This window comes from Streptomyces sp. RKAG293 (assembly GCF_023701745.1).
In the GTDB taxonomy this organism is placed as follows: Bacteria; Actinomycetota; Actinomycetes; order Streptomycetales; family Streptomycetaceae; genus Actinacidiphila.
On the sequence record NZ_JAJOZB010000001.1, the window covers coordinates 1,969,518 to 1,993,607 of the forward strand.

Here is a 24,090-nt window from a genome sequence, read left to right on the forward strand (position 1 = left end):
GCCCGATTGGCGCTTGACGAGAACTTTGCCGCCAGATGGTCAACTGCGTACCGTCAGGCACTGATTCATCCGCGTAGCGCCCTCAACACGGCTGACTCGACAGCCGATCGCATAGCCTCGCCTGACCCCGGCACCACCGCAGAGACGTTCGCACCCACCGCGTGATCTCCTACCACCAAGAACCTGGTCGCGGGAAACCTTGCCGCATCGACCGTCACCGCACCGGCGGGCGCGGCGCCCACCGTCAGTACGACGTTGCAGTGCCGGGCAGCGAGCGCCGCAAGGTATGGGGCCGCGTTGGCTGCGGTCTGCTCCCCCGCTACGGCCAGATAGGACACTTGCGCCTTGGTCGTGGCCGACGCGCCCTGCATACCGGCCCACACCGGCTTCACCGCCGCATCGGCCAAGCCCTGCGCCGGGGTGAGCAGACATGCCTGTTGGGCGGAGTACTCCCGCGCCCGACTTGGCGGGAGCTGCCGGTCTCCCGCGCCACCCGACAGCGAGGCGATCAGTACGGCCGTGACCGCCACTGCCACGGCAACCGCACCCGAGCTCACCAGCACCCAGCGCTGCGGCATCCGAAACTTCCACTTCATGACACACTCTTCCCTCGCCGCGGGCACCTCAGGACAGATGACCCGAATATCGAGTCCGGAGCCTACGCGTCACCCACACGCCGCCCACGGCAGGGAGATACCTGTTACCCGCCAAGCCGGCGCATCGCAGTCCAGCAAGGACCGGGCCAAACAAACCGGTCGACGAGCGCGCCGCTACTGTGAGGCGCGCCTCCGGGCAGACCCATCGGGAGTCGGAACGGCGGCGGGTTCAGCCGCCCTGCCAGAGCAGCGACAACCCCGAGCGGATCACCGCCGCCAACACCGCCTCACTGGGCGACGCGGACGGTGACCTATGTGCGAGCCTGGGACCCGCCGCGCACGCCAAGGGTTACCGGGCCGGGTTCTACGGCTTCAGCCAGTCCAGTGCCGCCGCGATCGCCACCGCCGCCGGCAACCACAAGGCGGACCTCCCCGACGCCCTGTGGTACGCCCGCTACGACAACAACGCCGACCCCACCACCGGCTTCCCCTTCGCCACCGGCCTGTGGACCGGCCACCGCCGCGGCCACCAGTAGGCGGTGAACAAGAAGGAGACCTTCGGCGGCGCCACCCTCACCGTCGACCACAACGCCTGGGACGCCCCCGTCGCCGTCGTGAACTGACCGTTCATGACACAGCTGCCACCTCCGTCCTGGCCCGGCCCGGCCCCTGCGGAGGCGCCGGCAGAGAGAACCTCGGAGGGATCGTGGCAGCTCTTGCAGGTCCCCAACGCCGCCTGGCATTCACACGCGTGGTGCCGAAGGGCGGTGAGCCGGTCGGCACCAGGGCGTCAGATCCAGAACCCGGATCGGCTGGCCCTTCCCAGCCCTTATCGCAAAGTCCGCGGCCGACCAGGTCATAGACCACCTCGGGCCCACGTTTGCCTTGCGACCCCACAGGCGAGTTCAGCGGGGACCCAGACATGGTTGTAGCGATCGTCGTGAACCAGACCCCACGCGGCCGGGACCGGCTGCTCAACGTCTTCGTCCCGCACGCCACCGCGGGCATCGCCGCATCGCGGCCGCCTCCCGGTCACCGGTTACGGACGCCCGCTTTGGGGCGGCCGGACATCAGAGCCACCGTCGTCGGCCCTCAGCCCTCAGCCCTCAGCCCTCAGCCCTCAGCCGAGAAACGACAATCGAACCTGGCGGTTGACATTGTCCACGTTGGTGTCGACCAGGACGACGGACTGCCAGGTGCCCAGTTCCAGGCGGCCGCCGATCACCGGCAGGGTGGCGTGCGGCGGGACCAGGGCGGGGAGGACGTGGTCGCGGCCGTGGCCGGGGGTGCCGTGGCGGTGGCGCCAGCGGTCGTCGGCGGGGAGCAGGTCGTGGAGGGCGGACAGCAGGTCGTCGTCGCTGCCGGCTCCGGTCTCCATGACGGCGATGCCCGCGGTGGCGTGCGGGACGAAGACGTTGAGCAGCCCGTCACGGCCGTGCGCGGTCTGGTCGAGGAACTCGGCGCAGGCTGCGGTGAGGTCGTGGACCGTCTCGGCGGAGCCGGTCGGGATGTCGAGAGTGCGGGTGGTGAACACGTCGGCCATGTCTCCATGGTCGCCCAACATCGCCGGATCCGCGTTTGAGATTCCCGTCCGGGTGGCGAGACGACGTTGACCGGGCACGGGACGGCTCGCTAGGTTCTCCCGCATGTTGCGTCCTGTTCTGCTCACCACGCGCGGTCACATCGACCTGCTGCGGGTGGCCTCCGCCGCGTGTCGTCGCGGCTGCTGACGCCTTCTCACTCGTTCGTCCTTCTCCTCGCCTCGCTCTTTAGCGCGCTCCCTGGCTGATCCCGCACGCATCCGTGCGGATCCGACCCGTCGGGAGGCTGCGCGCCGAGGCGTGTCTCCGTCTGCCGCCCCGCCGTGGAGTCGCCATGACCATCAGCAAACCACCGCCGGACATATCCGTCATTTCAGATCAGGGCGCCGTCCTTGAACTGGAACCGATCATCTCGGCGGCCTCCCGGCGCCGCCATGTACCCCGCTGGCTGCGCCGCACCGCGGGACCCCTGGTCCTGCTGGCCCTGTGGCAGGTGCTGAGCAGCACCGGGGTGCTGCAGCCCGACATCCTGGCCTCCCCCGGCACCATCGCACGGGCCGGGAAGGAGCTGATCGCGGACGGGACGCTGCCGTCCGCGATGCTGGTCTCGCTCCAACGCGTCGCCCTCGGCCTCGTGTTCGGCGTTCTGGCAGGCACCGCGCTGGCCCTGGTCTCCGGGCTCTCCCGGCTCGGCGAGGACCTGGTCGACGCGAGCGTGCAGATGCTGCGGACCGTGCCCTGGGTCGGTCTGATCCCGCTGTTCATCATCTGGCTCGGCATCGGCGAGGCGCCCAAGATCGCGCTGATCTCGCTGGGCGTCGCCTTCCACCTCTATCTGAACGTCTACGCGGGCATCCGCGGCGTGGACGAGCAGCTCATCGAGGCCGGCACCTCGCTCGGCCTGTCCCGCTGGGGCCTGGTGCGCCATGTCGTCCTGCCGGGCGCGCTGCCCGGCGCGATGACCGGGCTGCGCTACTCGCTGGCCACCGCCTGGCTGGCGCTGGTGTTCAGCGAGCAGATCAACGCCGACGACGGCATCGGTTTCGTCATGAACCAGGCCCGCGAGTTCTTCCGGACCGACGTGATCGTGGTCTGCCTCGTCGTCTACGCCTTCCTCGGCCTGACCGCCGACATCGTCGTCCGCACTCTCGAAAGGCTGCTGCTGCAATGGCGACCGACCTTCACCGGCAAGTGACCCGCCCCACGGAGCGCCCCACCGACCGGAGGACGGAGCGTCCGGCGACCGGAACCGCGGTCCACGTCGAGGGGCTCACCCGCGCCTTCGACGGGCGCGCCGTGATCGACCGGCTCGATCTCGACATCCGGCCGGGCGAGTTCACCGCGCTGCTCGGGCGCAGCGGCTGCGGCAAGAGCACGCTGCTGCGGGTGCTGGCCGGTCTCGACCGCGAGGTCGAGGGTTCGGTGCTGGTGCCGCGCCGGCGCGCGGTCGCCTTCCAGTCGCCGCGCCTGATGCCGTGGAAGCGGGTGTGGCGCAACGTGCTGCTCGGGCTGCCCGGCCACCCCGACCGCGCGGTCGCCGAGCAGGCGCTGGAGGAGGTCGGGCTCGGCCACCGGTCCGGTGCCTGGCCCAAGACGCTCTCCGGCGGCGAGGCCCAGCGCGCCTCGCTGGCCCGCGCCCTGGTGCGGGAGCCGGATCTGCTGCTGCTCGACGAGCCGTTCGGCGCACTGGACGCGCTGACCCGGATCACCGCCCAGCGGCTGGTCGCCGAACTGTGGCAGCGGCGCGGGTGCGCGGTGCTGCTCGTCACCCATGACGTGGACGAGGCCCTGCTGCTCGCCGACCGCGCGCTGGTGATGGAGAACGGCGTGATCGCCCACGACAACCCCGTCGCGCTGCCGCGTCCCCGCGATCCGGGCGACCCCCGGTTCGCCGAACTGCGGTCCCGTCTGCTCGATCAGCTCGGCGTGGACAACCACCCGGCCGCCCAGGCGGCCTGACGACCTCTCGGCCTCTCGACCTCTCGATTTCCCGATCTATCCATCCCAACGGAAGAAACGACGTCCCATGAAACGCTTCGCCCCCGCCCTGCTGCTCCCGCTCGCCCTTCTGCTGACCGCCTGCGGCGGGTCGTCCGCCGCCGATGACGCCTCGGGCTCGTCGAACACCTCGGGTGGCCTGGGGAGCGTCACGCTCAACGTCGGTGACCAGAAAGGCGGTTCCGAGGCGATCCTGAAGGCCTCCGGGGAACTGGACAAAGTCCCGTACAAAATCAAATGGTCGACCTTCACCTCCGGGCCACCCCTGCTCGAAGCGGTCAACGCGAGAGCGGTGGACATCGGCGGGGTCGGCAACACCCCGCCGGTCTTCGCGGCGGGCGCCCACTCGAAGGTCACGGTGGTGGGCGCCTCGCACGGTTCGTCCGCCGGTGAGGTCATCGCGGTGCCCAAGGACTCGGATCTGAAGTCCGTCGCGGACCTCAGGGGCAAGTCGGTCGCGGTCGCACAGGGCAGTTCCGCCCACTTCCAGCTGGTGGCCTCGCTCGCGAAGGCGGGCCTGAAGCTGACCGACGTCAAGGTCAGCTATCTGCAGCCGGCCGACGCGCTGGCGGCGTTCAGCCGGGGCCGGGTGGACGCCTGGGCCATCTGGGACCCGTACACCTCACAGATCCTGCGCAACTCGGGCGCCCGGGTACTGACCACCGGGGACGGCGTCGTCAACGGACTCGCCTTCCAGGTCGCCGCGCCCGCGGCACTGGCGGACAAGAACAAGTCCCAGGCCATCGGCGACTACCTCACCCGGCTGCGCCGGGCCCAGGACTGGGCGTTCAAGCACCCCGAGGAGTGGGCGAAGGTCTGGTCGAAGGAGACCGGGCTGCCGTACGAGGTCGCGCTGGACGCGGTGAAGCGCAGCAGCGGCACGCGGGTGGCGGTGGCCGTGGACGACGCCGCGATCGCCTCCGAGCAGAAGATCGCCGACACCTTCGCCGATCTGAAGCTGATCCCGAACCACTTCACGTTCAAGGACTTCGTCGACCAGCGCTTCAACACCGGTCTGCCGGCGTCCGACACACCGGCTCGCTCCTTCGGAAAGGCCTCCTCCTGATGTCCGTGCACCTGCACTGGTTCCTGCCCACGGGCGGCGACGGCCGGACCCTGGTCGACCGCCACGCCTACACCGACGGCGGCGTCAAGCGCTCGAAGATCACTCCGATCAGCGGGGTCCGCGCGCCCGACATCGACTACCTGGCGCAGATCGCCCGCGCCGCCGACCAGTTGGGCTTCGAGGCCGTTCTGACGCCGACCGGCACCTGGTGCGAGGACGCCTGGCTGACGACGGTGGCGCTCTCCCAGCACACCGACCGGCTGAAGTTCCTGGTGGCGTTCCGGCCCGGCGTCATCTCGCCGGTCCTGGCGGCGCAGATGGCGGCCACGTACCAGCGGATCACCCGCGGCCGGCTGATGCTCAACGTCGTGACCGGCGGTGACTCCACCGAGCAGAAGCGCTTCGGCGACCATCTGGACCACGACAACCGCTATGCCAGGACGGACGAGTTCCTGACGGTGGTGCGCGGGGTGTGGGAGGGCAAGCCGTTCGACTTCCACGGCGAGCACTACCAGGTGGAGGGCGGCCTGGTGGCGCTGCCGCCCGAGCCGCGTCCGCCGGTCTTCTTCGGCGGCTCGTCGCCGGCCGCGGGACCGGTCGCGGCCCGGAACGCGGATGTCTATCTGACCTGGGGCGAGCCGCCCGAGCAGGTCAAGCAGAAGATCGACTGGATCCGCGGGCTCGCCGAGGCGGAGGGCCGCACGGTCCGGTTCGGCATCCGGCTGCACGTCATCTCGCGTGACTCCTCGAAGGACGCCTGGGCGACCGCGAACCGGCTGCTGGACGACCTCGACGACGACACCGTCGCCGCCGCCCAGCAGGCCCTCGGCAAGAGCGAGTCGGTCGGCCAGCAGCGGATGCTGGCCCTGCACGGCGGCTCCCGCGACAAGCTGGAGATCTCCCCCAACCTGTGGGCCGGGGTGGGGCTGGTGCGCGGCGGCGCGGGGACGGCGCTGGTGGGCAACCACGCCGAGGTCGCGGACCGGATCGAGGAGTACCACGCCCTGGGCGTCGAGCACTTCGTGCTCTCCGGCTACCCGCACCTGGAGGAGGCGTACTGGTTCGGCGAGGGCGTGACACCCGAGCTGGCGGCACGCGGTCTGCTCGACACCGTCCCCGGCTCCCCGCTGGCGGGAGTCCCGGCCACCAACGGCCGTCCGGCGTCCGCGCCGGGCGGTGCGCCGCTGCTGCTCGCCGGGGGGCGTTGAGCGGCGGCGGAGTTCGCGGCTGCCCGTCCGCCGGGAGATCGTTCCCTGCGGACGGGCAGCCGCCCCCCGATTGGTCTGGACCATTTGGCCGCCATCGGGATACCCTCCCACTGCCGCCGCGCGCCAAAGGGGGACAGCCGACGTGAACACCTTGCACCGTATCGCCGCACTGGTCGACGCCTGCCTGCTCCCCGCCTGCCGCACCGGGCGGCTGCCGGACTGGATACGGCTCGGGCTCGACCGGGGAATGCCGGGAGTGGTCGCCTACGCGGACACTCCGGACGCCTCCCGCCGGATCACGGACGCGCTGCACGAGCGGCTCCCCGACGGCCTCACCGGCCGCCCGGGCGGGACCCCGAGCCCTCGCGGAAACGATTCCGGAACCGGTGACAGCGGCAGTTCGGCGGCCGCCGAACTGGTGGGCCTGGGGGCCAACTTCCATCTCGGCGTCCGGCCGGCGCTGCGCGCCGATGAGACCCGCGTCTTCGTGACCGATCTGCAGGCGCACGGGGTCGCCGCGGCCCTCGGCCCCTTCACCGGCGAGGGGCCGCTGCGGCCGTTCGCCGAAGGCGCCGCCGCCGGAGTACGGGCGATCACCGCCGGACGGACCCCCGTTCCGGGCGGCGACGGCCTCCCGGCGACCCTCAGCGCCCAGGCCGTGACGGGCGTGCTGCGCGGCGACCTCGGGTACGGCGGGGTGGTGGTCAGCGACACCCTCGACGCACCGTCGATCGTCAACGGCTGGGGCGTGCCGGGCGCGGCCGTGCTGGCCTGGATCGCCGGGGTCGACCTGGTCCAGCTCGGCCCGGCGTGCGGCGCGGGGGTGCGCGAGGCGATCCACACCGCCGCCGCCCGCGCGGTGGCCGACGGGGACCTCGCACCCGACCGCCTGGAGGAGGCCGCCGAGCGGGTGGCCCGGCTGCGGCGCTGGGCGTCGGAACCGCGGATGCCGGCACCGGCGGCCACGGAACAGGCCGCCGCCCACTCTTCGGCCCCTGTTCCGGGTCCCGCCTCAGCCCCTGTTCCGGGTCCCGCCTCGGCTCCCGTCTCGGGTCCCGCCTCGACCCCCGTCTCGGCGCGCGCTGCCGCCACTCACCGCTGACGCCTCACGGGAAGCTTTCCGTGCCGCCCGGGGTTGGTAGAACCGTGAACGACTTGAGCGGAGTGCACGAGGTCGACGTCGCCGTCATCGGGGCCGGACAGGCGGGCCTGTCGGGCGCGTACTTCCTCGGCCGCGCCGGACTCCGTCCCGACGAGGGCTTCGCCGTCCTGGACCACTCCCCCGGCCCCGGCGGCGCGTGGCAGTTCCGCTGGCCCTCGCTCACCTACGCCAAGGCCCACGGCGTCCACGACCTGCCAGGGCTTCCACTGGAGGGCGCCGACCCGGCCCGGCCCTCCGCCGAGGTGATCTCCGAGTACTTCGACCGCTACGAGCGCACCTTCGACCTGCGCGTCCACCGCCCGGTGAACGTGTCGGCGGTCCGCGAAGCGGGCGGCGGACGGCTGCTCGTCGAGACGGACGCCGGCGCGTGGTCCGTCCGCGCGCTGATCAACGCCTCCGGCACCTGGGACCGCCCGTTCATCCCGCACTACCCCGGCCAGGAGACCTTCCTCGGCCGTCAGCTGCACACCGCCGGCTACCGGGGTGCGGCGGAGTTCGCCGGCCGCCGGGTGATCGTGGTCGGCGGCGGGACCTCCGCCGTGCAGCTGCTGATGGAACTCGCCGAGGTCGCCGAGACCACCTGGGTCACCCGCCGTCCGCCGCTCTTCCGTGAGCAGCCGTTCGACGAGGACTGGGGCCGCGCCGCGATCGCCCTCGTCGAGGAGCGGGTCAGGGCGGGGCTGCCGCCGCAGAGCGTGGTCAGCGTGACCGGCCTGGCGGCGACCGAGGCGGTCCGCGCCGCGCAGGCGCGCGGGATCCTCGACCCGCTGCCGGCGTTCGACCGCGTCACCGAACACGGCGTGGCCTGGAACGACGGCCGCGAGCTGGCCGCCGATGTCATCCTGTGGGCCACCGGCTTCCGCGCCGCCCTCGACCACCTCGCGCCGCTGCGGCTGCGCGAGCCCGGCGGTGGCATCCGGCTGGACGGCAGCACCCGCGTCGCCAAGGACCCCCGCATCCACCTCATCGGCTACGGGCCCTCCGCCAGCACCATCGGCGCCAACCGGGCGGGGCGCACCGCGGTCCGCGAGATCCGCGAACTCCTCGCCCGCGGACCGGAGGAGCCCGCCGCCGTACGGTCCCCCGCCCTCGCGCGCTGAACGGCCGGCCGCGGGGAGCGCTAACCTTCCGCCCATGGTCAACTCGCGCTCGCGGCGGGAGCTCCCCGCCTTCCCCGGCGCCCTCACTACGGCTGCCCCCTGGGCGCTACGAGGTCGCCGGAGCACGGCACACCAGAAAACATCCGATGTCTGCTTCCCACGGCTCCTGCGCTACGGCAGTATGAGCCCATGCGCGTAGCCCTCTTCGTCACCTGTGTGAACGACATGCTCTACCCGGACACCGGGCGGGCCACCGTGGCGCTGCTCGAACGGCTGGGCGTGGACGTCGACTTTCCGCCGGCGCAGACCTGCTGCGGACAGCCCCAGTTCAACACCGGCTACCGGCATGAGACCGAGCCGCTGGTGCACCGGTACGCGGCCGCCTTCGAGGGATACGACTACATCGTGACCCCGTCGGGGTCCTGTGTGGCGATGGTGCGCGAGAACTATCCGCGGATCGGGGCGAAGGCCGCCGCCGAGGGGCGCGGCGACAACCTCGCGGAAGCGGCCGCGTCCGTGGTGCCCAGGACGTACGAACTCACGGAGTTCCTGGTGGACGTGTTGAAGGTGACCGACGTCGGGGCGTACTTCCCGCACACGGTCACCTACCACCCCACCTGCCACGGGCTGCGGGTGCTGGGGCTCGGGCGGCGCCCGCTCGCACTGCTGGAGAAGGTCGGAGGTCTGCGGCTGCGGGAGCTGGAGGGCGCGGAGGAGTGCTGCGGCTTCGGCGGCACCTTCGCCGTCAAGAACGCGGCGGTGTCCGGCGCGATGGGCGCGGACAAGACCCGGCACATCGCCGGGACCGGGGCGGCCGCCGTCTGCACCGTCGACAACTCCTGTCTGATGCACATCGGCGGCACGCTGGCCCGGGAGGGCTCGCCGGTCCGGCCGGTGCACATCGCCGAGATCCTCGCCGCGACGGAGGAGCACCCCTACCCGATGGAAGAGGTCCGATGAGCGGCACGTATCTGGGGATGCCGGCCTTCCCGGAGGCCGCCGCGAAGTCCACCCAGGACACCCAGCTGCGCGGCAATCTGCGGCATGCGACGCACACCATCCGCGCCAAACGCGCCGTGGCGGTGGCCGAACTGGAGGACTGGCCACAGCTGCGGGCCGCCGGCGCCGCCGTCAAGGACCGCACGCTGCGCCATCTCGACCACTATCTGGAGCAGTTGGAGACGGCGGTCACGGCCGCGGGCGGCGTGGTCCACTGGGCGGCCGACGCCGCGGAGGCCAACCGGATCGTGACCGACCTCGTCCGCGCCACCGGCGAGACGGAGGTCGTCAAGGTCAAGTCGATGGCCACCCAGGAGATCGGGCTCAACGAGGCGCTCGCCGAGGCCGGCATCCACGCCTACGAGACGGACCTCGCCGAACTGATCGTGCAGCTCGGCGACGATCTCCCGTCGCACATCCTGGTCCCCGCGATCCACAAGAACCGGTCCGAGATCCGCGACATCTTCACCGAGCGGATGGGCGACTGGGGCCGGGCGGCGCCCGCCGGGCTGTCCGACGAGCCCGCCGACCTCGCCGACGCGGCCCGGCTGCACCTGCGGGAGAAGTTCCTGCGGGCCAAGGTCGCCATCTCGGGCGCCAACTTCATGGTGGCCGAGACCGGCACCCTCGTCGTCCTGGAGTCCGAGGGGAACGGCCGGATGTGCCTGACCCTGCCCGAGACCCTCATCTCGGTCGTCGGCATCGAGAAGACCATCCCCACCTGGCAGGACCTGGAGATCTACCTCCAGACGCTGCCCCGCTCCTCGACCGCCGAGCGGATGAACCCGTACACCTCGACCTGGACCGGCACCACCGAGGGCGACGGGCCGCAGACGTTCCACCTGGTGCTGCTCGACAACGGCCGCACCGACACCCTCGCGGACACCGTCGGCCGCCAGGCGCTGCGCTGCATCCGCTGCTCCGCGTGTCTGAACGTCTGCCCGGTCTACGAGCGGGCCGGCGGCCATGCGTACGGCTCGGCCTACCCCGGACCCATCGGCGCCATCCTCACCCCTCAACTGCGCGGCACCGCCTCGGCGCTGGACGCCTCGCTGCCGTACGCGTCGACGCTGTGCGGCGCCTGCTACGAGGTCTGCCCGGTCGCGATCGACATCCCCGAAGTCCTGGTCCACCTGCGGGAACGGGTGGTCGAGGGCGGAGCGGTGACGCTGCGCGGCACCCGGGCCGTCATCAAGCCGGCCAGGGGGCACGCCGCCGAGCGGGCCGCCATGCGCGCCGCCCGCTGGACGCTCGACCATCCCGCCGCCCTCCGCGCCGGCCAGCGGCTGGCCGCCCGCACGCGGCGGCTGCACCCAGCGCGGCTGCCAGGGCCCGGGCGAGCCTGGTCCGCCACCCGCGAGCTGCCGGCCGTGCCCGCCGAATCGTTCCGTGACTGGTGGCAGCGCACCCGGGGAGAAGGAAAGAGCACATGAGCCACCTCGACCCCGTGAGTCCGCCGAGCGGCGCGAGCAGCCGGGAGCTGATCCTCGGACGGATCCGGCGTGCGCTGGCCGATGTGCCGCGCGACGAGCTCCCCGGCAGCGTCCCGCTGGACCGGGACTATCTGCGGGTGCACGGGACCCGGACCCCGGAGCAGACCGCCGACCTGCTGGCCGTCCATCTCGCGGACTACCGCGCGCTGGTCCACCGGTGCCCGTCCGGCGGGCTCCCGGCGCTGATCGCCACGCTGCTCGCCGAGCGCGGCGCCCGCTCCGCCGTCGTCCCCGACGGTCTGCCCGACGGCTGGCTCTCCGCCGTCTCCGGAGTGGAACTCGTCGCGGACACCCTCGCCCTGACGGCGCGTGAGCTCGACGCGGTGGACAGCGTGGTGACGGGCTGCGCCGTGGCCGTCGCGGAGACCGGCACCATCGTGCTGGACGGTTCCGCGGGCCAGGGCCGGCGCCGCATCACGCTCGTACCGGACCATCACATCTGTGTGGTCCTGGCCCCTGCCCAGGTCGTCGACTCGATCCCCGAAGCGATGGAACGCCTTGATCCGGCCCGTCCGCTGACCTGGATCTCCGGCCCCTCGGCCACCAGCGACATCGAGCTCGACCGGGTGGAGGGCGTGCACGGCCCGCGCACGCTGGAAGTGATCCTGGTGGACGAATGAGCGCGCCGCCCGGTTGATCCGGGCGGTCGGCGCGGTCAGCCCTGGCGGTGCGGGGCCGCCTGGCGGCTGACCCGCAGCGCCCACAGCACCAGCGGGACCTGGACCGGCAGTCGCGCCAGGGCAGCGTTCCTGAGCGGCGCGGGGCGGTCGCGCCAGTCGTAGGCCATCTTCACGTTGGCCGGGAAGACGGCGGTGAGCAGTCCCGCGGCGAGCAGACCGCCGACCCGGCGGGTGGCGGGAACGGCGACGGCGCCGGCCACCGCGAGTTCCACGACCGCGCTGCCGTAGGTCCAGCTGCGCGGTGTGCCCGGCAGTGCGCGCGGGATGGTCGCGTCGAACGCCTTGGGGATCAGGAAATGGGCCGCGGCCCCGCCGGCGAGCAGCCCGACGAGGAGTCGTGCGGAGCGCTCATGGGCGGCCAACGGGTACCTCCGGTGAAGGGGCGACACATCCCCGCCGGGCGGGTCGCCGCCACCTTACCCGTGAGTAAGTTCCGGCGGAAGCCCCGTACGGTCACGCGGTCTTGGCGAACTCGGCGGTGGAGAGCCGCTCGTCGCGGCGGACCAGTGCCGCGTAGCGGCCGTCGCGTGCCAGCAGCTCGTCGTGGGTGCCGCGTTCGGCGATCCGGCCCGCGTCGAGGACCACGATCTCGTCGGCGTCGCGGACGGTGGAGAGCCGGTGGGCGATGGTGATGGTGGTGCGGCCGGCGGACAGCGCGTCGATGGCTTCCTGGACGGCCTGTTCTGTGCGGGTGTCGAGCGCGCTGGTGGCCTCGTCCAGGATGAGGACCGGCGGGTCGCGCAGGATCGTGCGCGCGATGGCCAGCCGCTGCTTCTCGCCGCCGGAGAAGCGGTAGCCGCGTTCGCCGACGAGAGTGTCGTAGCCGTCGGGGAGACCGGCGATGTGGTCGTGGATCTGGGCGGCCTTCGCGGCGGCGACGATGTCCTCGTCGGTCGCGTCGGGCTTGGCGAAGCGCAGGTTCTCGGCGACCGAGGCGTGGAAGAGGTAGGTCTCCTGGGCGACGACGCCGACCGATTCGGCGAGCGTGTCGAAGGCGAGGTCGCGGACGTCGACACCGTCGATCGTCACCCGGCCGCCCGTCACGTCGTAGAGCCGGGGCACCAGATAGCTGAGCGTGCTCTTGCCGGAACCCGTCGAACCGACGATGGCCAGGCTGCCGCCGGCCGGTACGGCGAGGTCGATGCCGTGCAGCGTGCGGGGGGCGCCGGAGGGGTCGTACGAGAAGTCGACGTTCTCGAAGCGGACGTCGCCGCGGGCGCGGTCCATCCGGACCGGGTCGGCGCGCTCGGTGATGTCGACGGGCAGGTCGAGGTATTCGAAGATGCGCTGGAAGAGCGCCAGCGAGGTCTGCACCTGGACACCGGTCGACAGCAGGCTCACGGTCGGGCGGAACAGGCCCTGCTGGAGCGAGACGAAGGCGACGAGGGTACCGATGGAGATGGCGGGCCCGCCGTTGCTCATGGTCAGGCCGGCGGCCCAGTACAGCAGCGCGGGCATGGCGGCCATGACGATGCCGATGGTGGACATCCGCCACCGTCCGGCCATGTTGGAGCGCACTTCGAGGTCGACCAGCTGCTCGGACTCGTCGGAGAAGGAGCGGGTCAGTGAGTCGGAGCGGCCCATCGTGCGGCCGAGCAGGATGCCGCTGACGGAGAGCGACTCGGTGACGATGGCCGACATGGAGGCCATCTGCTTCTGCCGCTGGGTGGTGATCTTCTTGCGCTCACGGCCGACCCGGCGGCTGATCCACACGAAGACCGGGAGCAGCAGCAGCGAGACGATCGTCAGCCGCCAGTCCAGGGCGAGCATCGCGACCACGGAGGCGATGACGGCGGTGAGGTTGGAGACCAGCGAGGTCGCGGTGGACGTCACGGTCGCCTGCATGCCGCCGATGTCGTTGGCGATACGGGACTGCACCTCGCCGGTGCGGGTCCTGGTGAAGAAGGCGAGCGACATGCGCTGCAGCTGCTCGTAGACCGAGGTGCGCAGATCGTGCATGACGCGCTGGCCGACGGTGGTCGAGATCAGGGTCTGCAGCACGCCGAAGACGCTGGTGACGACGGCGGTGGCGATCATGCCGAGGGCGAGCAGGCTGAGCAGCCCGGTGCGGCCCTGCGGGATCGCGGTGTCCAGGATCGCCTTCAGCAGGAAGGGCGAGGCGACCGAGACGAGGGAGGAGAGGGCGACCAGCACGCCCACGAAGGCGAGCTTGCCGCGGTAGGGACGGAAGAGCCGCACGATGCGGCGTACGTCGGTGGGTGTGTCGGGGTCCTTGGGCGGTGGCGTCCACCGTGTTTTGTCGGGGTGCAAAGGGCTCCTCGGGAGGTTGCTGGAGGTCGGCTGCCGGTACGGCCGGCGGTGTCGGAACCGTGGCCGCACAGGACAGCCGGGGCGACTTTAGGAGTGTAAGTCATTGTTACCTATGTTCACAATGACTTACATCCTGATATCCTTGGGCCATGGATCCCCGCACCACCACCGCGCCAGAACCCGCCGTCGAGACGGCGGCGGAGTCAGCCGCCGCCGAGACCACCGGCCGGCTCGCCGACCAGCTGCTCCAACTGACCAAGCGGCTCCACCGGGCCCAGCGCCGGCACCTGGAGCCGCTCGGCATCACCCCGGCCCAGTCCCGGCTGCTGCGGACCGTCGCGCACAGTGAGGCACCGCCGCGGATGGCCGACCTGGCCCGGCGGCTGGACGTCGTGCCGCGTGCGGTGACGACGCTGGTGGACGCGCTGGAGGCGCACGAGCTGGTGCGCAGGATTCCCGACCCCGCCAGCCGCCGGGTGATCCGCATCGAGCTGACCGAGGCCGGCGGCGCTACGCTGCACCGGCTGCGGCTGGCCCGCCGGGCCGCCGCCGAGGACCTCCTCGCCCCGCTGGACGACACCCAGCGCGAGGCGCTGACCGCGCTGCTCGCCACCCTGGACGCGGCGGCGCCCCCTCGGCAGCGCTGCTGAAGCGCGCCCGAGGGGGCGTCGTGGTGGAACTCACCCGGCGGCGTTCCCTCCGCCGGGAGGGACCGCGAACCGCCGGCGACCGTTAGCGCTGGGAGGGCATGCGGTGGCCGGCGCCGTTCTCGGAGGGCGTCTGCTGGACCTCCGCGGTGCAGGCGCTGCACCGGCGGGCGGCCTGGGGTATCGGGGTCAGGCACTCCGGGCACTCACGCATCGGAGCCGCGGCGGCCTTCGGGAAGAACCGCTCCTGCATCCGGTTCATCGGCAGGATGACCAGGAAGTAGATCACCGAGGCGACGATCACGAAGCTGATCGTCGCGTCGATGAAGGCGCCGTACGGGAAGGTCACTCCGGAGACGGTGAACGCCTTGCGGGAGTAGTCGCCGGAAGCTCCCGACATGAGCCCGACGATCGGGGTCAGGAACGCCTTCACGAAGCCGCTGACCAGCGCGGTGAAGGCCGCACCGACCACGATGCCGACCGCGAGTTCGACGACGTTGCCGCGTAGCAGGAACGTACGAAAGCCCTTCATAACTCAGGAATCCCCTCTGTGATCACGAAACTGGAATGTGCCAGTCTCCCCTGATCCTGGCCGCCCGCCCACCATCACCCGCGCCAGTTGTCGCCGAGTGACACCTTTCCGCTCGCGGGCACCGTGGCGGTCCGGTTGGCGCCGGTCTCCCAGGTCGCGTTCCCGGCGGCGTCCTTGCGTAGGTACTTGTACTCGAAGGACGTGCCGGCGCCCATCGCGACGTCGAGCTTCCACACCGGGTACGCGGCGGACGAGAGCAGCAGGGCCTTGCCGGTGTCCCAGTTCCCGAGGGTGGCGTTGTTGCCGGTGACGTAGATGTTCTGGCCGGGCGTGGTCGTGGCGTTCACCGCGAAGGACGCGCCGGAGGCCGGGTCGGTGGTCCCCCCACCGCCCGTGCCGCCGCCGGCGCAGGTCGCCCCCGTGTAGAGCGCCACGGCGTCGTTGGAGCCGATGGTGGCCGTGAACCGGCCGTCGGGGCCGACGGTGTAGCTGGTCCCGGAGTGCTGGACGTCGCAGTAGCTGCCCGCCGGCAGTGACGTGGCGTAGCTCTGGGTGAGCGCGCCACTCTCATGGTTGATCGCGACGAAGCCCTTGCTGCCGCGGCCGAACGCGATGGCGTTGTTCCCGTTGGACCACCAGTTGGTCACCGCGGTGCCGGAGACGGCGTTGCGGAAGCCGACCATGCCGGCGATCTGCGGCCAGGCGTGCTGGCACTTCCATCCGTCGGCGTAGCAGGCGTTGACAGTGCCGCCGTTGGGCGGGCCGGCGTCGTTGTCCGAGAACTCGTAGCCGGAGTAGACGTTCGGCGAGCCGTAGGGCCAGGCCAGCAGGTAGACGTTGGCGAGGGTGTAGGTGGCGCCCGCCTTGTAGTTGAGGGTCGAGCCGTTGCGCTCGGTGTCCCAGTTGTCGGTGAAGGTCCGTGCGTTGGCGCTGGGCAGATAGCCCCAGGAGACGCCCCAGTTGCTCAGGGACGACAGCTTCTCGCTGGTGAAGATCCGCTTGAGGTCGGTGGCGGCGCGGAACTCGTCCACGTCCCCGGTGCCGGTGTACTCGCCCGGCTGCACCGCCTCGCCGGCCCCGTAGATGACCTCCTGCGCCCAGTAGACGCCCGGGTTGCTGAGCTTGGACTTGATGGCGGCGAGGTCGCCGGCGGCGATGTGCTTGGCCGCGTCGATCCGGAAGCCGTCGGCGCCCAGCGAGATCAGGTTGTTGAGATAGCCGGCGATCGTCGAACGGACGTAGTCGCTGCCGGTGTTGAGATCCGCGAGCCCGACGAGCTCGCAGTTCTGGACGTTGTTCCGGTCGGCGTAGTTGGTGATGTTGCCGCGGCAGGTGTGGAAGTCCTGGTCCTGGTAGTAGCCGGGGTAGTTGTACTTCGAGTAGTTCGTGCCGCCGGTCCCGGTGCCGGAGCCGGCCGCCATGTGGTTGATCACCGCGTCGGCGATGACCTTGACGCCCGCGGCGTGGCAGGTCGCCACCATGTGCTGGAACGCGCTGCTGTCACCGAGCCGTCCGGCGATCTTGTAGCTGACCGGCTGGTACGAGGTCCACCACTGGGCGCCCTGGATCTGCTCCTGGGCCGGAGAGACCTCCACGAAGCCGTAGCCGGCCGGACCGAGGGTGTCGGTGCACGCCTTGGCGACGGAGTCGAAGCGCCACTCGAAGAGGGTGGCGGTGACGTCCTTGCCGCCCGGCGGGGTCGCCTGCGCCGGCTGCTGGGCGGCGACGGTGAGGCCGGTCGCGGCGAGCAGCGCGGCGAGCGCGCCGCGCAGGGCCCGGGATCTGCGGGAGTTCCGGGGACGCGGGGATGACGGGGATACCAGGGATGAAGGGGATGGCAGGGGTGTTCGGGGTACCCGGGATGTGCGGGATCGCATGAGCGGCTCCTCCGGAGTGCGGACACAGCTGTGCCCTCGAAGGCAGCCCGCGCCAAGCCGCCGGGTGGGGGTGCGGAACCCCGCGTCCCACGGGGTTCCGCCGAGAGCTTCCCGCCGTGGCTGTGAGCACGTCAAGAGACCGGTGGAAACATTTTCAACTACTTGCTGAAACCTCTTCCAGATGCCCGCGGACGCCGGTTCAGCGCAGCGTGCGGTCCTCCGTCAGCGCGCCCTGCGCGGTCGCGATCCGGCGGTCGTAGCAACCGCCGGGACCTTCGGGAGCACCGGGACCGTCGGAGCCGAGTATCCGGTAGTGCTCGGACGAGGTGCCGGTGGCGTGCCGCTGCTCGCGCGGCACATTGAGGGTGAACGACGCGTCGCCCTGGTAGACGTCGTCCAGCAGCGACCGGCCTACGGTCCGGCCCCCGCGTGTCACGACGGTGTCGGCGCGGTCGCCGAGCAGCATCACCGTACGCAGCCGGTCGGCCGCGCCGACCGACGTACGGCCGTCCATCGTGTACGCACGGCGCACCGCGGTGCTGGCGGCCGGGCCGCGGCCGGCCGTGGTCACCGTCGCGTCGTCGGTCCACCGCGCGGTGAGCGCGTCGGTGCTCTCGTCGGCGTTCCACCGGTGGGTGGAGGTGGCGGACAGCGCGCGGCGGACGGTGGTGGCGACGCGGCCGTGCGACGTGTCGACATAGCCGGAGACCGTCAGGCTGTGGCTGCCGGTCGCGTCCAGGGCGCGTTCGTCCCCGGGCACGTAGGACGTCGAGGTAGCCGGGATGCCCTCCTGGTGCGCGGTCAGCGCGCCCGGCACATGAGCGCGGTGCTCGTCCTGCCAGACCAGCACGTTCGTCGGCACGCTCCAGCCGCTCTGGCCCGCGGGCACGCCCAGCACCGAGACCTCGACGCGGTGCGCCTTCCCGTCGTTGAGCAGGCCCGCGTACGGCGTCAGGTCGTACTCGACGGGCTTGACGTCGAAGGCGCGCGGGCCCGGGATCACGTACCAGAGGAAGGGGTTCGACCAGCCGCCGGTCCACACGGTCGGGAACGGCGCGGCGATGCCCGCCAGCTGACCGTCCACCCGCAGCTGCACCTCCCGGTAGGGGCCACCGGCCTGGCAGGAGTACGGCACGTCGGCGGGCACCGCCAGATACCAGAACTCCTCGCAGCCGCCACCCGATCCGGTGGCGTACACCTCGGCGACGATGCGCTCGCTGTTGCGCGGCGTGGTGAGGTCGCCGACGAGCGCCGTGCCCTCACTGTGCGAACCGGCCAGAGTCAGCACCTGGTCGGGCGCGCCTCCCGCCGGGTCCCCGCCGCCCGCTCCGCGGGCCGGGTAGAACGTCAGCGAGACCTTGACGTCGATCACGCCGGTGTACGTGTCGTCGACGACGTTGCCGATGAGCATCTCGACCGGCTGCGGGCCGCGCAGCACGGCCGCGTACCGCGTGACGTCCTTCTCGACCTTCCAGGCGATGCCCTCGGGCGACGGTTCGGGGGTCGAGGTGTCCAGCACCTCCACCCCGCCGATCCGCAGATGGCCCAGCCGGTCGTACTGCCGCCCGGCGACCTTGCCGTCCAGCCGCAGCACGACCTTGCTCCAGCGGTCACCGCAGCCGCGCGGCGGGGTGTACGTGCTCGTGTACGGCGTGAAGTCCCTGAACTGCGCCACCACGATCTGGGTGGTGCAGGACGGGCCGCCGGGGGTCGCGATGGGCGGGGCGGCCGTCAGGGGGTCGTGCCAGTCGGTGCCGAACTCTGCCGGGGGCGCGGTGGTGGCCGCGGCCGCCGGGCCCGCGAAAAGCGCGAACCCCACTGCCGCGGCGAGCGCCGCGAGTATCCGTCTTCCCACGCGGTGGTGCCTCCTCGTCATGCGATGACCACGAAGTACAGCGCACAGCTTGGCCCGGTCGCGCGCCCGGCGACAGACCGCCTCGAGGGCGCGCCGGTCCCGCCGGCGACCTTGGCTCGATACCGGCCCATTCCGGGCGCGGCGGCCGTAAATCGGTTGACCCGGTACGTGTGGTGACGCGAACCTTGCACGTCTTCGCACCCCACTCCAGAGCATCTCGGGACGTCATGTCGCTTCGCCAACTCCCCTTCCAGGACCCCGGTGTCCCCGACGTCAGATCGGGGTTCCGTTTCCTGCTCTGGCTGGAGAAACGCCAGCTGCGCGGGCAGCTCACGGCCGCCGCGTGGGGCACTCTGCTGATGGGCTCCATCGCGCTGTTCCCGGCCGCCGTCGGCCTGGCCGTGCAGGCGGTCGTCGACCATTCCGGCCGGCGGCTGGCGCTGTCCGGTGGGCTGATGCTGGCGCTCGGCGGACTCAGCGCGCTCGGCGACACCATGCTGCACCGCACCGCGGTGACCAACTGGATCACCGCCGCCGCCCGAGTCCAGCAGCTGCTGAGCCGCAAGACCGTCGAACTGGGCTCGGTGCTCACCCGGCAGGTCGCGGCCGGCGAGATCGTCACCGTCGGCGCGGGCGACGTCGAGAAGATCGGCTGGTTCGTGGAGGCGTTCGCCCGCTTCACCTCCGCCTTCCTCGCCACCATCGGCATCGCGGTGGCCCTCGCCTTCTACCAGCCGGAACTCGGCCTCATGGTGGCCGCCGCCATCCCCGTCCTGGCCCTCGCCGTGCTGCCGCTGCTGCCGGCGGCGACCAAGCGCGCCGACGTCCAGCGGGAGAAGGCCGGCAAGGCCACCGAGCTGGCCTCCGACACCGTCGCGGGTCTTCGGGTGCTGCGCGGTATCGGCGGCGAGGAGCTGTTCCTCGACCGGTACCGGAAGGCCTCGCAGGAGGTCCGTACGGCCGCCGTGCACAGTGCCCGGATGTGGGCGCTGATCAGCGCCGTCCAGGTGGTCCTGCCGGGACTGCTGCTGGTGGGGGTGGCCTGGTACGGGGCGGTCCTCGCGCTGGACGGCCGGATCTCGGTCGGCGAGCTGGTGACCGTGTACGGGACCGTCGCCTTCCTGATGTTCCCGCTGCGGCACTTCGAGGAGATCGCGATGGCGTGGTCCTTCTCCCGGCCGTCGGCGAAGCGCGCGGCGCGGGTACTGGCACTGGTGCGGGGCGTGGAGCCTGATGCGGCTCCGTCACTTACTTCAGCTCCTTCGCCTTCGCCCGGTGTGTCTCCTTCCGGTGATCTGTACGACCCGGAGACCGGTCTGCTCGCTCCGGCCGGGCGGCTGACGGCGGTCGTGTGCGGGGACCCGGACGCGGCCGGGCGGCTGGCCGACCGGCTCGGCGGGCACAGCCCGGACCGGGTGGCCGGCCAGTCCTCGGTCCTGCTGGGCGGCACGGCGCTGGACGAGCTGCCGCTGGCGGCGGCGCGCGCCGCCGTCCTGGTGCAGGACAAGGACCCGGTGCTGCTCTCCGGCACCCTGCACGAGCTGCTCGACGTACCGTCCTCCGGCAACGTTTCCGCCACCGACGCCCTGACGGCCGCCCAGTGCGGGGACGTTCTGCAGGCGCTCGCCGAGGCCTCGGTGGACGACTCCGGTGATCCCATGCGGACCCGGATCACCGAGCGCGGACGCTCCCTGTCGGGCGGCCAGCGCCAGCGGCTGGCCCTGGCCAGATCGCTGGTCGCGGACCCGGAGGCGCTGGTGCTGGACGAGCCGACGTCGGCTGTCGACTCGCACACCGAGGCCCGGATCGCGCGCGGCCTCAAGGAGATCAGGGCGGACCGCACCACGGTGGTGTTCACCTCGAGCCCGCTGCTGCTCGACCGCTGCGACCTGGTGGTCTTCATCGCCGACGGTTCGGTGGCGGCCACCGGGACCCACCACGAGCTGCTGCGCGCCGACCAGCAGTACCGCGCCGTGGTCACCCGCGAGACCGAGGAACCGGCCGGTGTGGCCGCCGTTGTGACCGGCGGCGTCACGGCCGCGGTCCCGGCCGCCGTCAGCGCTGAAGGCCCGTCCGTGGTCCCGTCCGGGGCCGCGGAGAACACCAGGATCGAGGAATCCGCATGATCGGCGTGAAGCCGCCGGAGCACGATCCGGACGCGCCGCAGCAGACGACGACGCTGCCGGTCGGTTCGCCGGCCACCGTACGCACCTACGTGACCGAGCTGGCGTGCCGCCACCGCGGTGCCTTCATCCTGCTCGTCGCCGTGAACACGGTCGCCGTGGTGGCCTCCATGGTCGGACCGTTCCTGCTGGGGCAGCTCGTCGAGGACCTGTCGGCCGGGCGCCGGGAGCTGCATCTGGAGCTCACGGTCGGGCTCTTCCTCGCCGCGCTCGCCGTCCAGGCCGGATTCGTCCGGCTGGTGCGGCTGCGCGGCGCGATCCTCGGCGAGCGGATGCTGGCCGACCTGCGCGAGGACTTCCTCGTCCGGTCGGTCGGGCTGCCGCCCGGTGTCCTGGAGCGTGCCGGTACCGGCGATCTGCTCTCCCGGATCACCACCGACATCGACCGGCTGTCGAACGCCATGCGCGAGGCCGTGCCGCAGCTGGCCATCGCCGTGGTGTGGGCCGCGCTGCTGCTCGGCGCGCTCGCCGTCACCTCTCCCCCGCTGGCGCTGTCGGTGCTGGTCGCCCTGCCGCTGCTGCTGGTCGGCTGCCGCTGGTACTTCCGGCGCGCACCCGCCGGCTACCGCTCCGAGGCCGCCGGGTACGCGGCCGTCGCCGCCTCGCTCGCCGAGTCGGTCGACGCCGGCCGGACCATCGAGGCGCACGGGCTGGGTGCCCGCCGGATCACGGAATCCGACGAGCGGATCAGGATCTGGGTCGGCTGGGAGCGCTACACGATGTGGCTGCGCAGCGTGCTCTTCCCGGTGATCAACCTGACGCACACCCTGATCCTGGCGTCGGTGCTGATGATCGGCGGGACCTTCGCGCTGCACGGCTGGGTGTCGGTCGGCGAACTGACCACCGGGGCGCTCTACGCCCAGATGCTCGTCGACCCCGTCAACCTGATCCTGCGCTGGTACGACGAGCTGCAGGTCGCCCAGGTGTCGCTGGCCCGGCTGGTCGGGGTCCGCGAGGTCGAGGAGCACCAGTCGGACGAGCGGGTCGTCCCGGACGGCCGCGACATGCACGCCGACGAGGTGCGCTTCGGCTACCGGGAGGGCAGCGACGTGCTGCACGGGGTGTCGCTGCGGCTGCGGCCGGGCACCCGGCTGGCGCTCGTCGGGCCTTCCGGGGCCGGCAAGTCCACCCTCGGGCGGCTGCTCGCCGGGATCTACGCGCCGCGGACCGGCGAGGTGACGCTCGGCGGGGCCGAGCTGGCCCGGATGCCGGCCGAGCGGGTACGGCGGCATGTGGCTCTGGTCAACCAGGAGCACCACGTCTTCGTCGGCTCGCTGCGGGACAATCTGCGGCTGGCCCGGTCCGGGGCCGACGATCCCGAGCTGTGGGACGCGCTGGTCTCGGTGGACGCCGACGGCTGGGCACGGGCGCTGGACGACGGTCTGGAGACCGAGGTCGGCTCCGGCGGCTCCACCCTCACCCCGGCCCAGGCCCAGCAGGTGGCCCTGGCCCGGCTGGTGCTCGCCGATCCGCACACCCTCGTGCTGGACGAGGCGACCTCGCTGCTCGACCCGCGGGCCGCCCGGCATCTGGAGCGTTCGCTGGCACGGGTGCTGGAGGGCCGCACCGTGATCGCCATCGCGCACCGGCTGCACACCGCGCACGACGCGGATGTCATCGCGGTCGTCGAGGAGGGCCGGATCAGCGAGCTGGGCAGCCATGACCAGCTGGTCGAGGCGGACGGGGCGTACGCGGCCCTGTGGCGCTCCTGGCACGGCTAGGGCCTGTCCGGCCGATCACGAACGGCCCCTTCGCCGCCTGGCACGGCCCCTCGCGGCGTTGCCGAAACGCCCGAGTACAACCGGTATGCGGGCGCTCCGGCGCCTTGCGAGGCACCGCACCAGACGACGCCTGGGCCGCCCATGATCGACCGGACAGGCCCTAGGAGCAGCGCGGCGCCTCCCGTTCCCGGGTTCCGTGCCCGCCGCCTGTCCGGCGGCGGGCACGGAACCGGGGGCGTCAGCCGAGGATGCCCAGGGCGCCCAGCGCCCCGACGCCGCCCAGGACGAAGAAGGCCGGGGTGAGCACCTTGATCTCGACCCAGCTGCCGGCCCGGAACCGCATGAACTTCGGCGGCCCCATCGGGTACCAGCGCTTGCGGCCTATCGGGATGGGCCACAGGATCGGGCAGCCGGACACGGTCAGGGCGTCGCCGATGCAGTGCACGAGCGAGCCCAGCACGATCGGGATGCCGATCCACAGATAGTGCTGGCCGGGCTCGGTGAAGAGCCAGTCCTTGCCGTTGCCCGGGTCGTCCAGCACGTCGGCCAGCATCCAGGCGGCGGTCGCCCCGAGAAGCCAGACCAGCACATCGCTGGAGGCACGGGCCTGGCGCCACAGCAGACCCTCGACGGCCAGCACCATATGGACGAAGAGGATGCCGAGCACCGCCCAGCGCCCGCCGAAGAGCGCCGCCGCCGAGCATCCGCCGCCGAGCAGGGCGGCCCACAGCCAGGTGTGCGTCAGGGTGCGGTGGCCGCCGGTACGGCGCGGGTCGCCCTTCATACGAGTGGCCTTGTACGTGGCGTACGACAACTTGTCGATGATCTCGCACAGTGCTTTGGAGATGGGCCCGAAGGCGCGCGATATGGTCGCCGCCTTGTGGTCCAGGTCCGGAGCGAGAGCGGCGCCGGCGCAGATCAGGGCGCCGACGACAAGCGTCGGCCACGGCATGGGGTGGTCGAGCGCGGCCGCGCCCGCTCCCACCCCCAGCCATGCCGCCGCTCCGGAAAGTGAATGTGCCGGTCCCATCATGTGTGGTGCCCCGCCCCTTTCGGCCCGCCCGCAGGCGGAGTTGACGCCCAGTCGACGGCACACCATACCGTTGGCGATCTTCCGTAATACCGCCGGTTCCGCCGCGGGGCCCGAAGCCAGGCAAGATG

22 protein-coding genes are annotated in these 24,090 nt (G+C 71.9%); 14 read left to right on the top strand and 8 right to left on the bottom strand.

Annotated features, from left to right (window positions below):
• Nucleotides 1–65 precede the first annotated feature (65 nt).
• A complete protein-coding gene (locus LNW72_RS08545) occupies nucleotides 66–596 on the bottom strand; it encodes a BMP family ABC transporter substrate-binding protein (RefSeq protein WP_250974856.1) in 531 nt (176 codons plus the stop codon).
• A 179-nt stretch (nucleotides 597–775) separates the two neighbouring features.
• Here LNW72_RS08545 and LNW72_RS41150 point away from each other — a divergent pair, with 179 nt between their 5' ends.
• Nucleotides 776–1,132, top strand: a complete 357-nt coding sequence (locus LNW72_RS41150; protein ID WP_285369441.1) for a hypothetical protein — start codon at nucleotides 776–778, stop codon at nucleotides 1,130–1,132.
• A 584-nt stretch (nucleotides 1,133–1,716) separates the two neighbouring features.
• Here LNW72_RS41150 and LNW72_RS08555 read toward each other — a convergent pair.
• Entirely contained in the window at nucleotides 1,717–2,139 is a 423-nt protein-coding gene (locus tag LNW72_RS08555) for a secondary thiamine-phosphate synthase enzyme YjbQ (protein WP_250974857.1), read from the bottom strand.
• Nucleotides 2,140–2,242: 103 nt separating this feature from the next.
• Between LNW72_RS08555 and LNW72_RS42050 the strand changes: the two genes are divergently transcribed.
• From LNW72_RS42050 to LNW72_RS08600, 10 genes are all read left to right on the top strand, one after another.
• Nucleotides 2,243–2,326 carry a putative leader peptide gene (locus tag LNW72_RS42050; RefSeq protein WP_361793467.1) on the top strand — a complete coding sequence of 28 codons (84 nt, stop codon included), beginning with the start codon at nucleotides 2,243–2,245 and terminating at the stop codon, nucleotides 2,324–2,326.
• 145 nt (nucleotides 2,327–2,471) lie between these two features.
• Entirely contained in the window at nucleotides 2,472–3,332 is an 861-nt protein-coding gene (locus LNW72_RS08560; RefSeq protein ID WP_250974858.1) for an ABC transporter permease, read from the top strand.
• The gene (locus LNW72_RS08565) at nucleotides 3,305–4,096 is read left to right on the top strand and encodes an ABC transporter ATP-binding protein (protein WP_250974859.1); all 792 of its coding nucleotides are present in this window, start codon (nucleotides 3,305–3,307) and stop codon (nucleotides 4,094–4,096) included. The genes LNW72_RS08560 and LNW72_RS08565 overlap by 28 nt, the downstream gene beginning before the upstream one ends.
• A gap of 67 nt (nucleotides 4,097–4,163) precedes the next feature.
• Nucleotides 4,164–5,201 carry an ABC transporter substrate-binding protein gene (locus tag LNW72_RS08570; RefSeq protein ID WP_250974860.1) on the top strand — a complete coding sequence of 346 codons (1,038 nt, stop codon included), beginning with the start codon at nucleotides 4,164–4,166 and terminating at the stop codon, nucleotides 5,199–5,201.
• On the top strand, nucleotides 5,201–6,409 hold the full coding sequence (locus LNW72_RS08575) for an LLM class flavin-dependent oxidoreductase (RefSeq protein ID WP_250974861.1): 1,209 nt from the start codon (nucleotides 5,201–5,203) through the stop codon (nucleotides 6,407–6,409). Before LNW72_RS08570 ends, LNW72_RS08575 begins: the two co-directional genes overlap by 1 nt.
• A gap of 142 nt (nucleotides 6,410–6,551) precedes the next feature.
• Entirely contained in the window at nucleotides 6,552–7,511 is a 960-nt protein-coding gene (locus LNW72_RS08580) for a glycoside hydrolase family 3 N-terminal domain-containing protein (RefSeq protein WP_250974862.1), read from the top strand.
• A gap of 44 nt (nucleotides 7,512–7,555) precedes the next feature.
• Nucleotides 7,556–8,671: an NAD(P)-binding domain-containing protein gene (locus LNW72_RS08585; protein WP_374117180.1), complete on the top strand. Its 1,116-nt coding sequence runs from the start codon at nucleotides 7,556–7,558 to the stop codon at nucleotides 8,669–8,671.
• 189 nt (nucleotides 8,672–8,860) lie between these two features.
• The gene (locus LNW72_RS08590; RefSeq protein WP_250974863.1) at nucleotides 8,861–9,631 is read left to right on the top strand and encodes a (Fe-S)-binding protein; all 771 of its coding nucleotides are present in this window, start codon (nucleotides 8,861–8,863) and stop codon (nucleotides 9,629–9,631) included.
• Entirely contained in the window at nucleotides 9,628–11,103 is a 1,476-nt protein-coding gene (locus tag LNW72_RS08595) for a lactate utilization protein B (protein ID WP_250974864.1), read from the top strand. Before LNW72_RS08590 ends, LNW72_RS08595 begins: the two co-directional genes overlap by 4 nt.
• A complete protein-coding gene (locus LNW72_RS08600) occupies nucleotides 11,100–11,783 on the top strand; it encodes an LUD domain-containing protein (RefSeq protein WP_250974865.1) in 684 nt (227 codons plus the stop codon). Before LNW72_RS08595 ends, LNW72_RS08600 begins: the two co-directional genes overlap by 4 nt.
• Nucleotides 11,784–11,818: 35 nt before the next feature.
• On the opposite strand, the gene LNW72_RS08605 is transcribed toward LNW72_RS08600, so the two are convergent.
• Nucleotides 11,819–12,205 (bottom strand): hypothetical protein, encoded by a 387-nt coding sequence (locus LNW72_RS08605; protein ID WP_250974866.1) that lies wholly within the window; start codon nucleotides 12,203–12,205, stop codon nucleotides 11,819–11,821.
• A 91-nt stretch (nucleotides 12,206–12,296) separates the two neighbouring features.
• The gene (locus LNW72_RS08610) at nucleotides 12,297–14,114 is read right to left on the bottom strand and encodes an ABC transporter ATP-binding protein (RefSeq protein WP_250974867.1); all 1,818 of its coding nucleotides are present in this window, start codon (nucleotides 14,112–14,114) and stop codon (nucleotides 12,297–12,299) included.
• A gap of 149 nt (nucleotides 14,115–14,263) precedes the next feature.
• Between LNW72_RS08610 and LNW72_RS08615 the strand changes: the two genes are divergently transcribed.
• Nucleotides 14,264–14,764 carry a MarR family transcriptional regulator gene (locus tag LNW72_RS08615; RefSeq protein WP_250974868.1) on the top strand — a complete coding sequence of 167 codons (501 nt, stop codon included), beginning with the start codon at nucleotides 14,264–14,266 and terminating at the stop codon, nucleotides 14,762–14,764.
• An 82-nt stretch (nucleotides 14,765–14,846) separates the two neighbouring features.
• On the opposite strand, the gene mscL is transcribed toward LNW72_RS08615, so the two are convergent.
• The 3 genes from mscL to LNW72_RS08630 all read right to left on the bottom strand — a co-directional run bounded on the left by mscL (nucleotide 14,847) and on the right by LNW72_RS08630 (nucleotide 19,046).
• Nucleotides 14,847–15,293 (bottom strand): large conductance mechanosensitive channel protein MscL, encoded by a 447-nt coding sequence (mscL, locus tag LNW72_RS08620; RefSeq protein WP_250974869.1) that lies wholly within the window; start codon nucleotides 15,291–15,293, stop codon nucleotides 14,847–14,849.
• Between the two features lie 74 nt (nucleotides 15,294–15,367).
• On the bottom strand, nucleotides 15,368–17,170 hold the full coding sequence (locus tag LNW72_RS08625) for a carbohydrate-binding module family 20 domain-containing protein (RefSeq protein WP_250974870.1): 1,803 nt from the start codon (nucleotides 17,168–17,170) through the stop codon (nucleotides 15,368–15,370).
• Nucleotides 17,171–17,369: 199 nt separating this feature from the next.
• On the bottom strand, nucleotides 17,370–19,046 hold the full coding sequence (locus tag LNW72_RS08630) for a peptide-N4-asparagine amidase (RefSeq protein ID WP_374117181.1): 1,677 nt from the start codon (nucleotides 19,044–19,046) through the stop codon (nucleotides 17,370–17,372).
• Between the two features lie 206 nt (nucleotides 19,047–19,252).
• Between LNW72_RS08630 and LNW72_RS08635 the strand changes: the two genes are divergently transcribed.
• The gene (locus tag LNW72_RS08635) at nucleotides 19,253–21,151 is read left to right on the top strand and encodes an ABC transporter ATP-binding protein (protein WP_250974871.1); all 1,899 of its coding nucleotides are present in this window, start codon (nucleotides 19,253–19,255) and stop codon (nucleotides 21,149–21,151) included.
• Nucleotides 21,148–22,929, top strand: coding sequence for an ABC transporter ATP-binding protein (locus LNW72_RS08640; protein WP_250974872.1), 1,782 nt, complete (start codon nucleotides 21,148–21,150; stop codon nucleotides 22,927–22,929). Before LNW72_RS08635 ends, LNW72_RS08640 begins: the two co-directional genes overlap by 4 nt.
• 238 nt (nucleotides 22,930–23,167) lie before the next feature.
• On the opposite strand, the gene LNW72_RS08645 is transcribed toward LNW72_RS08640, so the two are convergent.
• A complete protein-coding gene (locus LNW72_RS08645; protein WP_250974873.1) occupies nucleotides 23,168–23,962 on the bottom strand; it encodes a metal-dependent hydrolase in 795 nt (264 codons plus the stop codon).
• Between the last annotated feature and the right edge of the window lie 128 nt (nucleotides 23,963–24,090).

Excerpts from the sequence above, each read along its gene's own strand:
- LNW72_RS08640 (WP_250974872.1), top strand. The coding sequence starts at position 21,148 with ATGATCGGCGTGAAGCCGCCGGAGCACGATCCGGACGCGCCGCAGCAG.
- LNW72_RS08595 (WP_250974864.1), top strand. The coding sequence starts at position 9,628 with ATGAGCGGCACGTATCTGGGGATGCCGGCCTTCCCGGAGGCCGCCGCG.
- LNW72_RS08575 (WP_250974861.1), top strand. The coding sequence starts at position 5,201 with ATGTCCGTGCACCTGCACTGGTTCCTGCCCACGGGCGGCGACGGCCGG.
- LNW72_RS08645 (WP_250974873.1), bottom strand. The coding sequence starts at position 23,962 with ATGATGGGACCGGCACATTCACTTTCCGGAGCGGCGGCATGGCTGGGG.
- LNW72_RS42050 (WP_361793467.1), top strand. The coding sequence starts at position 2,243 with ATGTTGCGTCCTGTTCTGCTCACCACGCGCGGTCACATCGACCTGCTG.
- LNW72_RS08615 (WP_250974868.1), top strand. The coding sequence starts at position 14,264 with ATGGATCCCCGCACCACCACCGCGCCAGAACCCGCCGTCGAGACGGCG.
- LNW72_RS08600 (WP_250974865.1), top strand. The coding sequence starts at position 11,100 with ATGAGCCACCTCGACCCCGTGAGTCCGCCGAGCGGCGCGAGCAGCCGG.
- LNW72_RS08565 (WP_250974859.1), top strand. The coding sequence starts at position 3,305 with ATGGCGACCGACCTTCACCGGCAAGTGACCCGCCCCACGGAGCGCCCC.
- LNW72_RS08630 (WP_374117181.1), bottom strand. The coding sequence starts at position 19,046 with ATGACGAGGAGGCACCACCGCGTGGGAAGACGGATACTCGCGGCGCTC.
- LNW72_RS08555 (WP_250974857.1), bottom strand. The coding sequence starts at position 2,139 with ATGGCCGACGTGTTCACCACCCGCACTCTCGACATCCCGACCGGCTCC.
- LNW72_RS08590 (WP_250974863.1), top strand. The coding sequence starts at position 8,861 with ATGCGCGTAGCCCTCTTCGTCACCTGTGTGAACGACATGCTCTACCCG.
- LNW72_RS08570 (WP_250974860.1), top strand. The coding sequence starts at position 4,164 with ATGAAACGCTTCGCCCCCGCCCTGCTGCTCCCGCTCGCCCTTCTGCTG.
- LNW72_RS08635 (WP_250974871.1), top strand. The coding sequence starts at position 19,253 with ATGTCGCTTCGCCAACTCCCCTTCCAGGACCCCGGTGTCCCCGACGTC.
- LNW72_RS08560 (WP_250974858.1), top strand. The coding sequence starts at position 2,472 with ATGACCATCAGCAAACCACCGCCGGACATATCCGTCATTTCAGATCAG.
- mscL (WP_250974869.1), bottom strand. The coding sequence starts at position 15,293 with ATGAAGGGCTTTCGTACGTTCCTGCTACGCGGCAACGTCGTCGAACTC.
- LNW72_RS08625 (WP_250974870.1), bottom strand. The coding sequence starts at position 17,170 with ATGCGATCCCGCACATCCCGGGTACCCCGAACACCCCTGCCATCCCCT.
- LNW72_RS08545 (WP_250974856.1), bottom strand. The coding sequence starts at position 596 with ATGAAGTGGAAGTTTCGGATGCCGCAGCGCTGGGTGCTGGTGAGCTCG.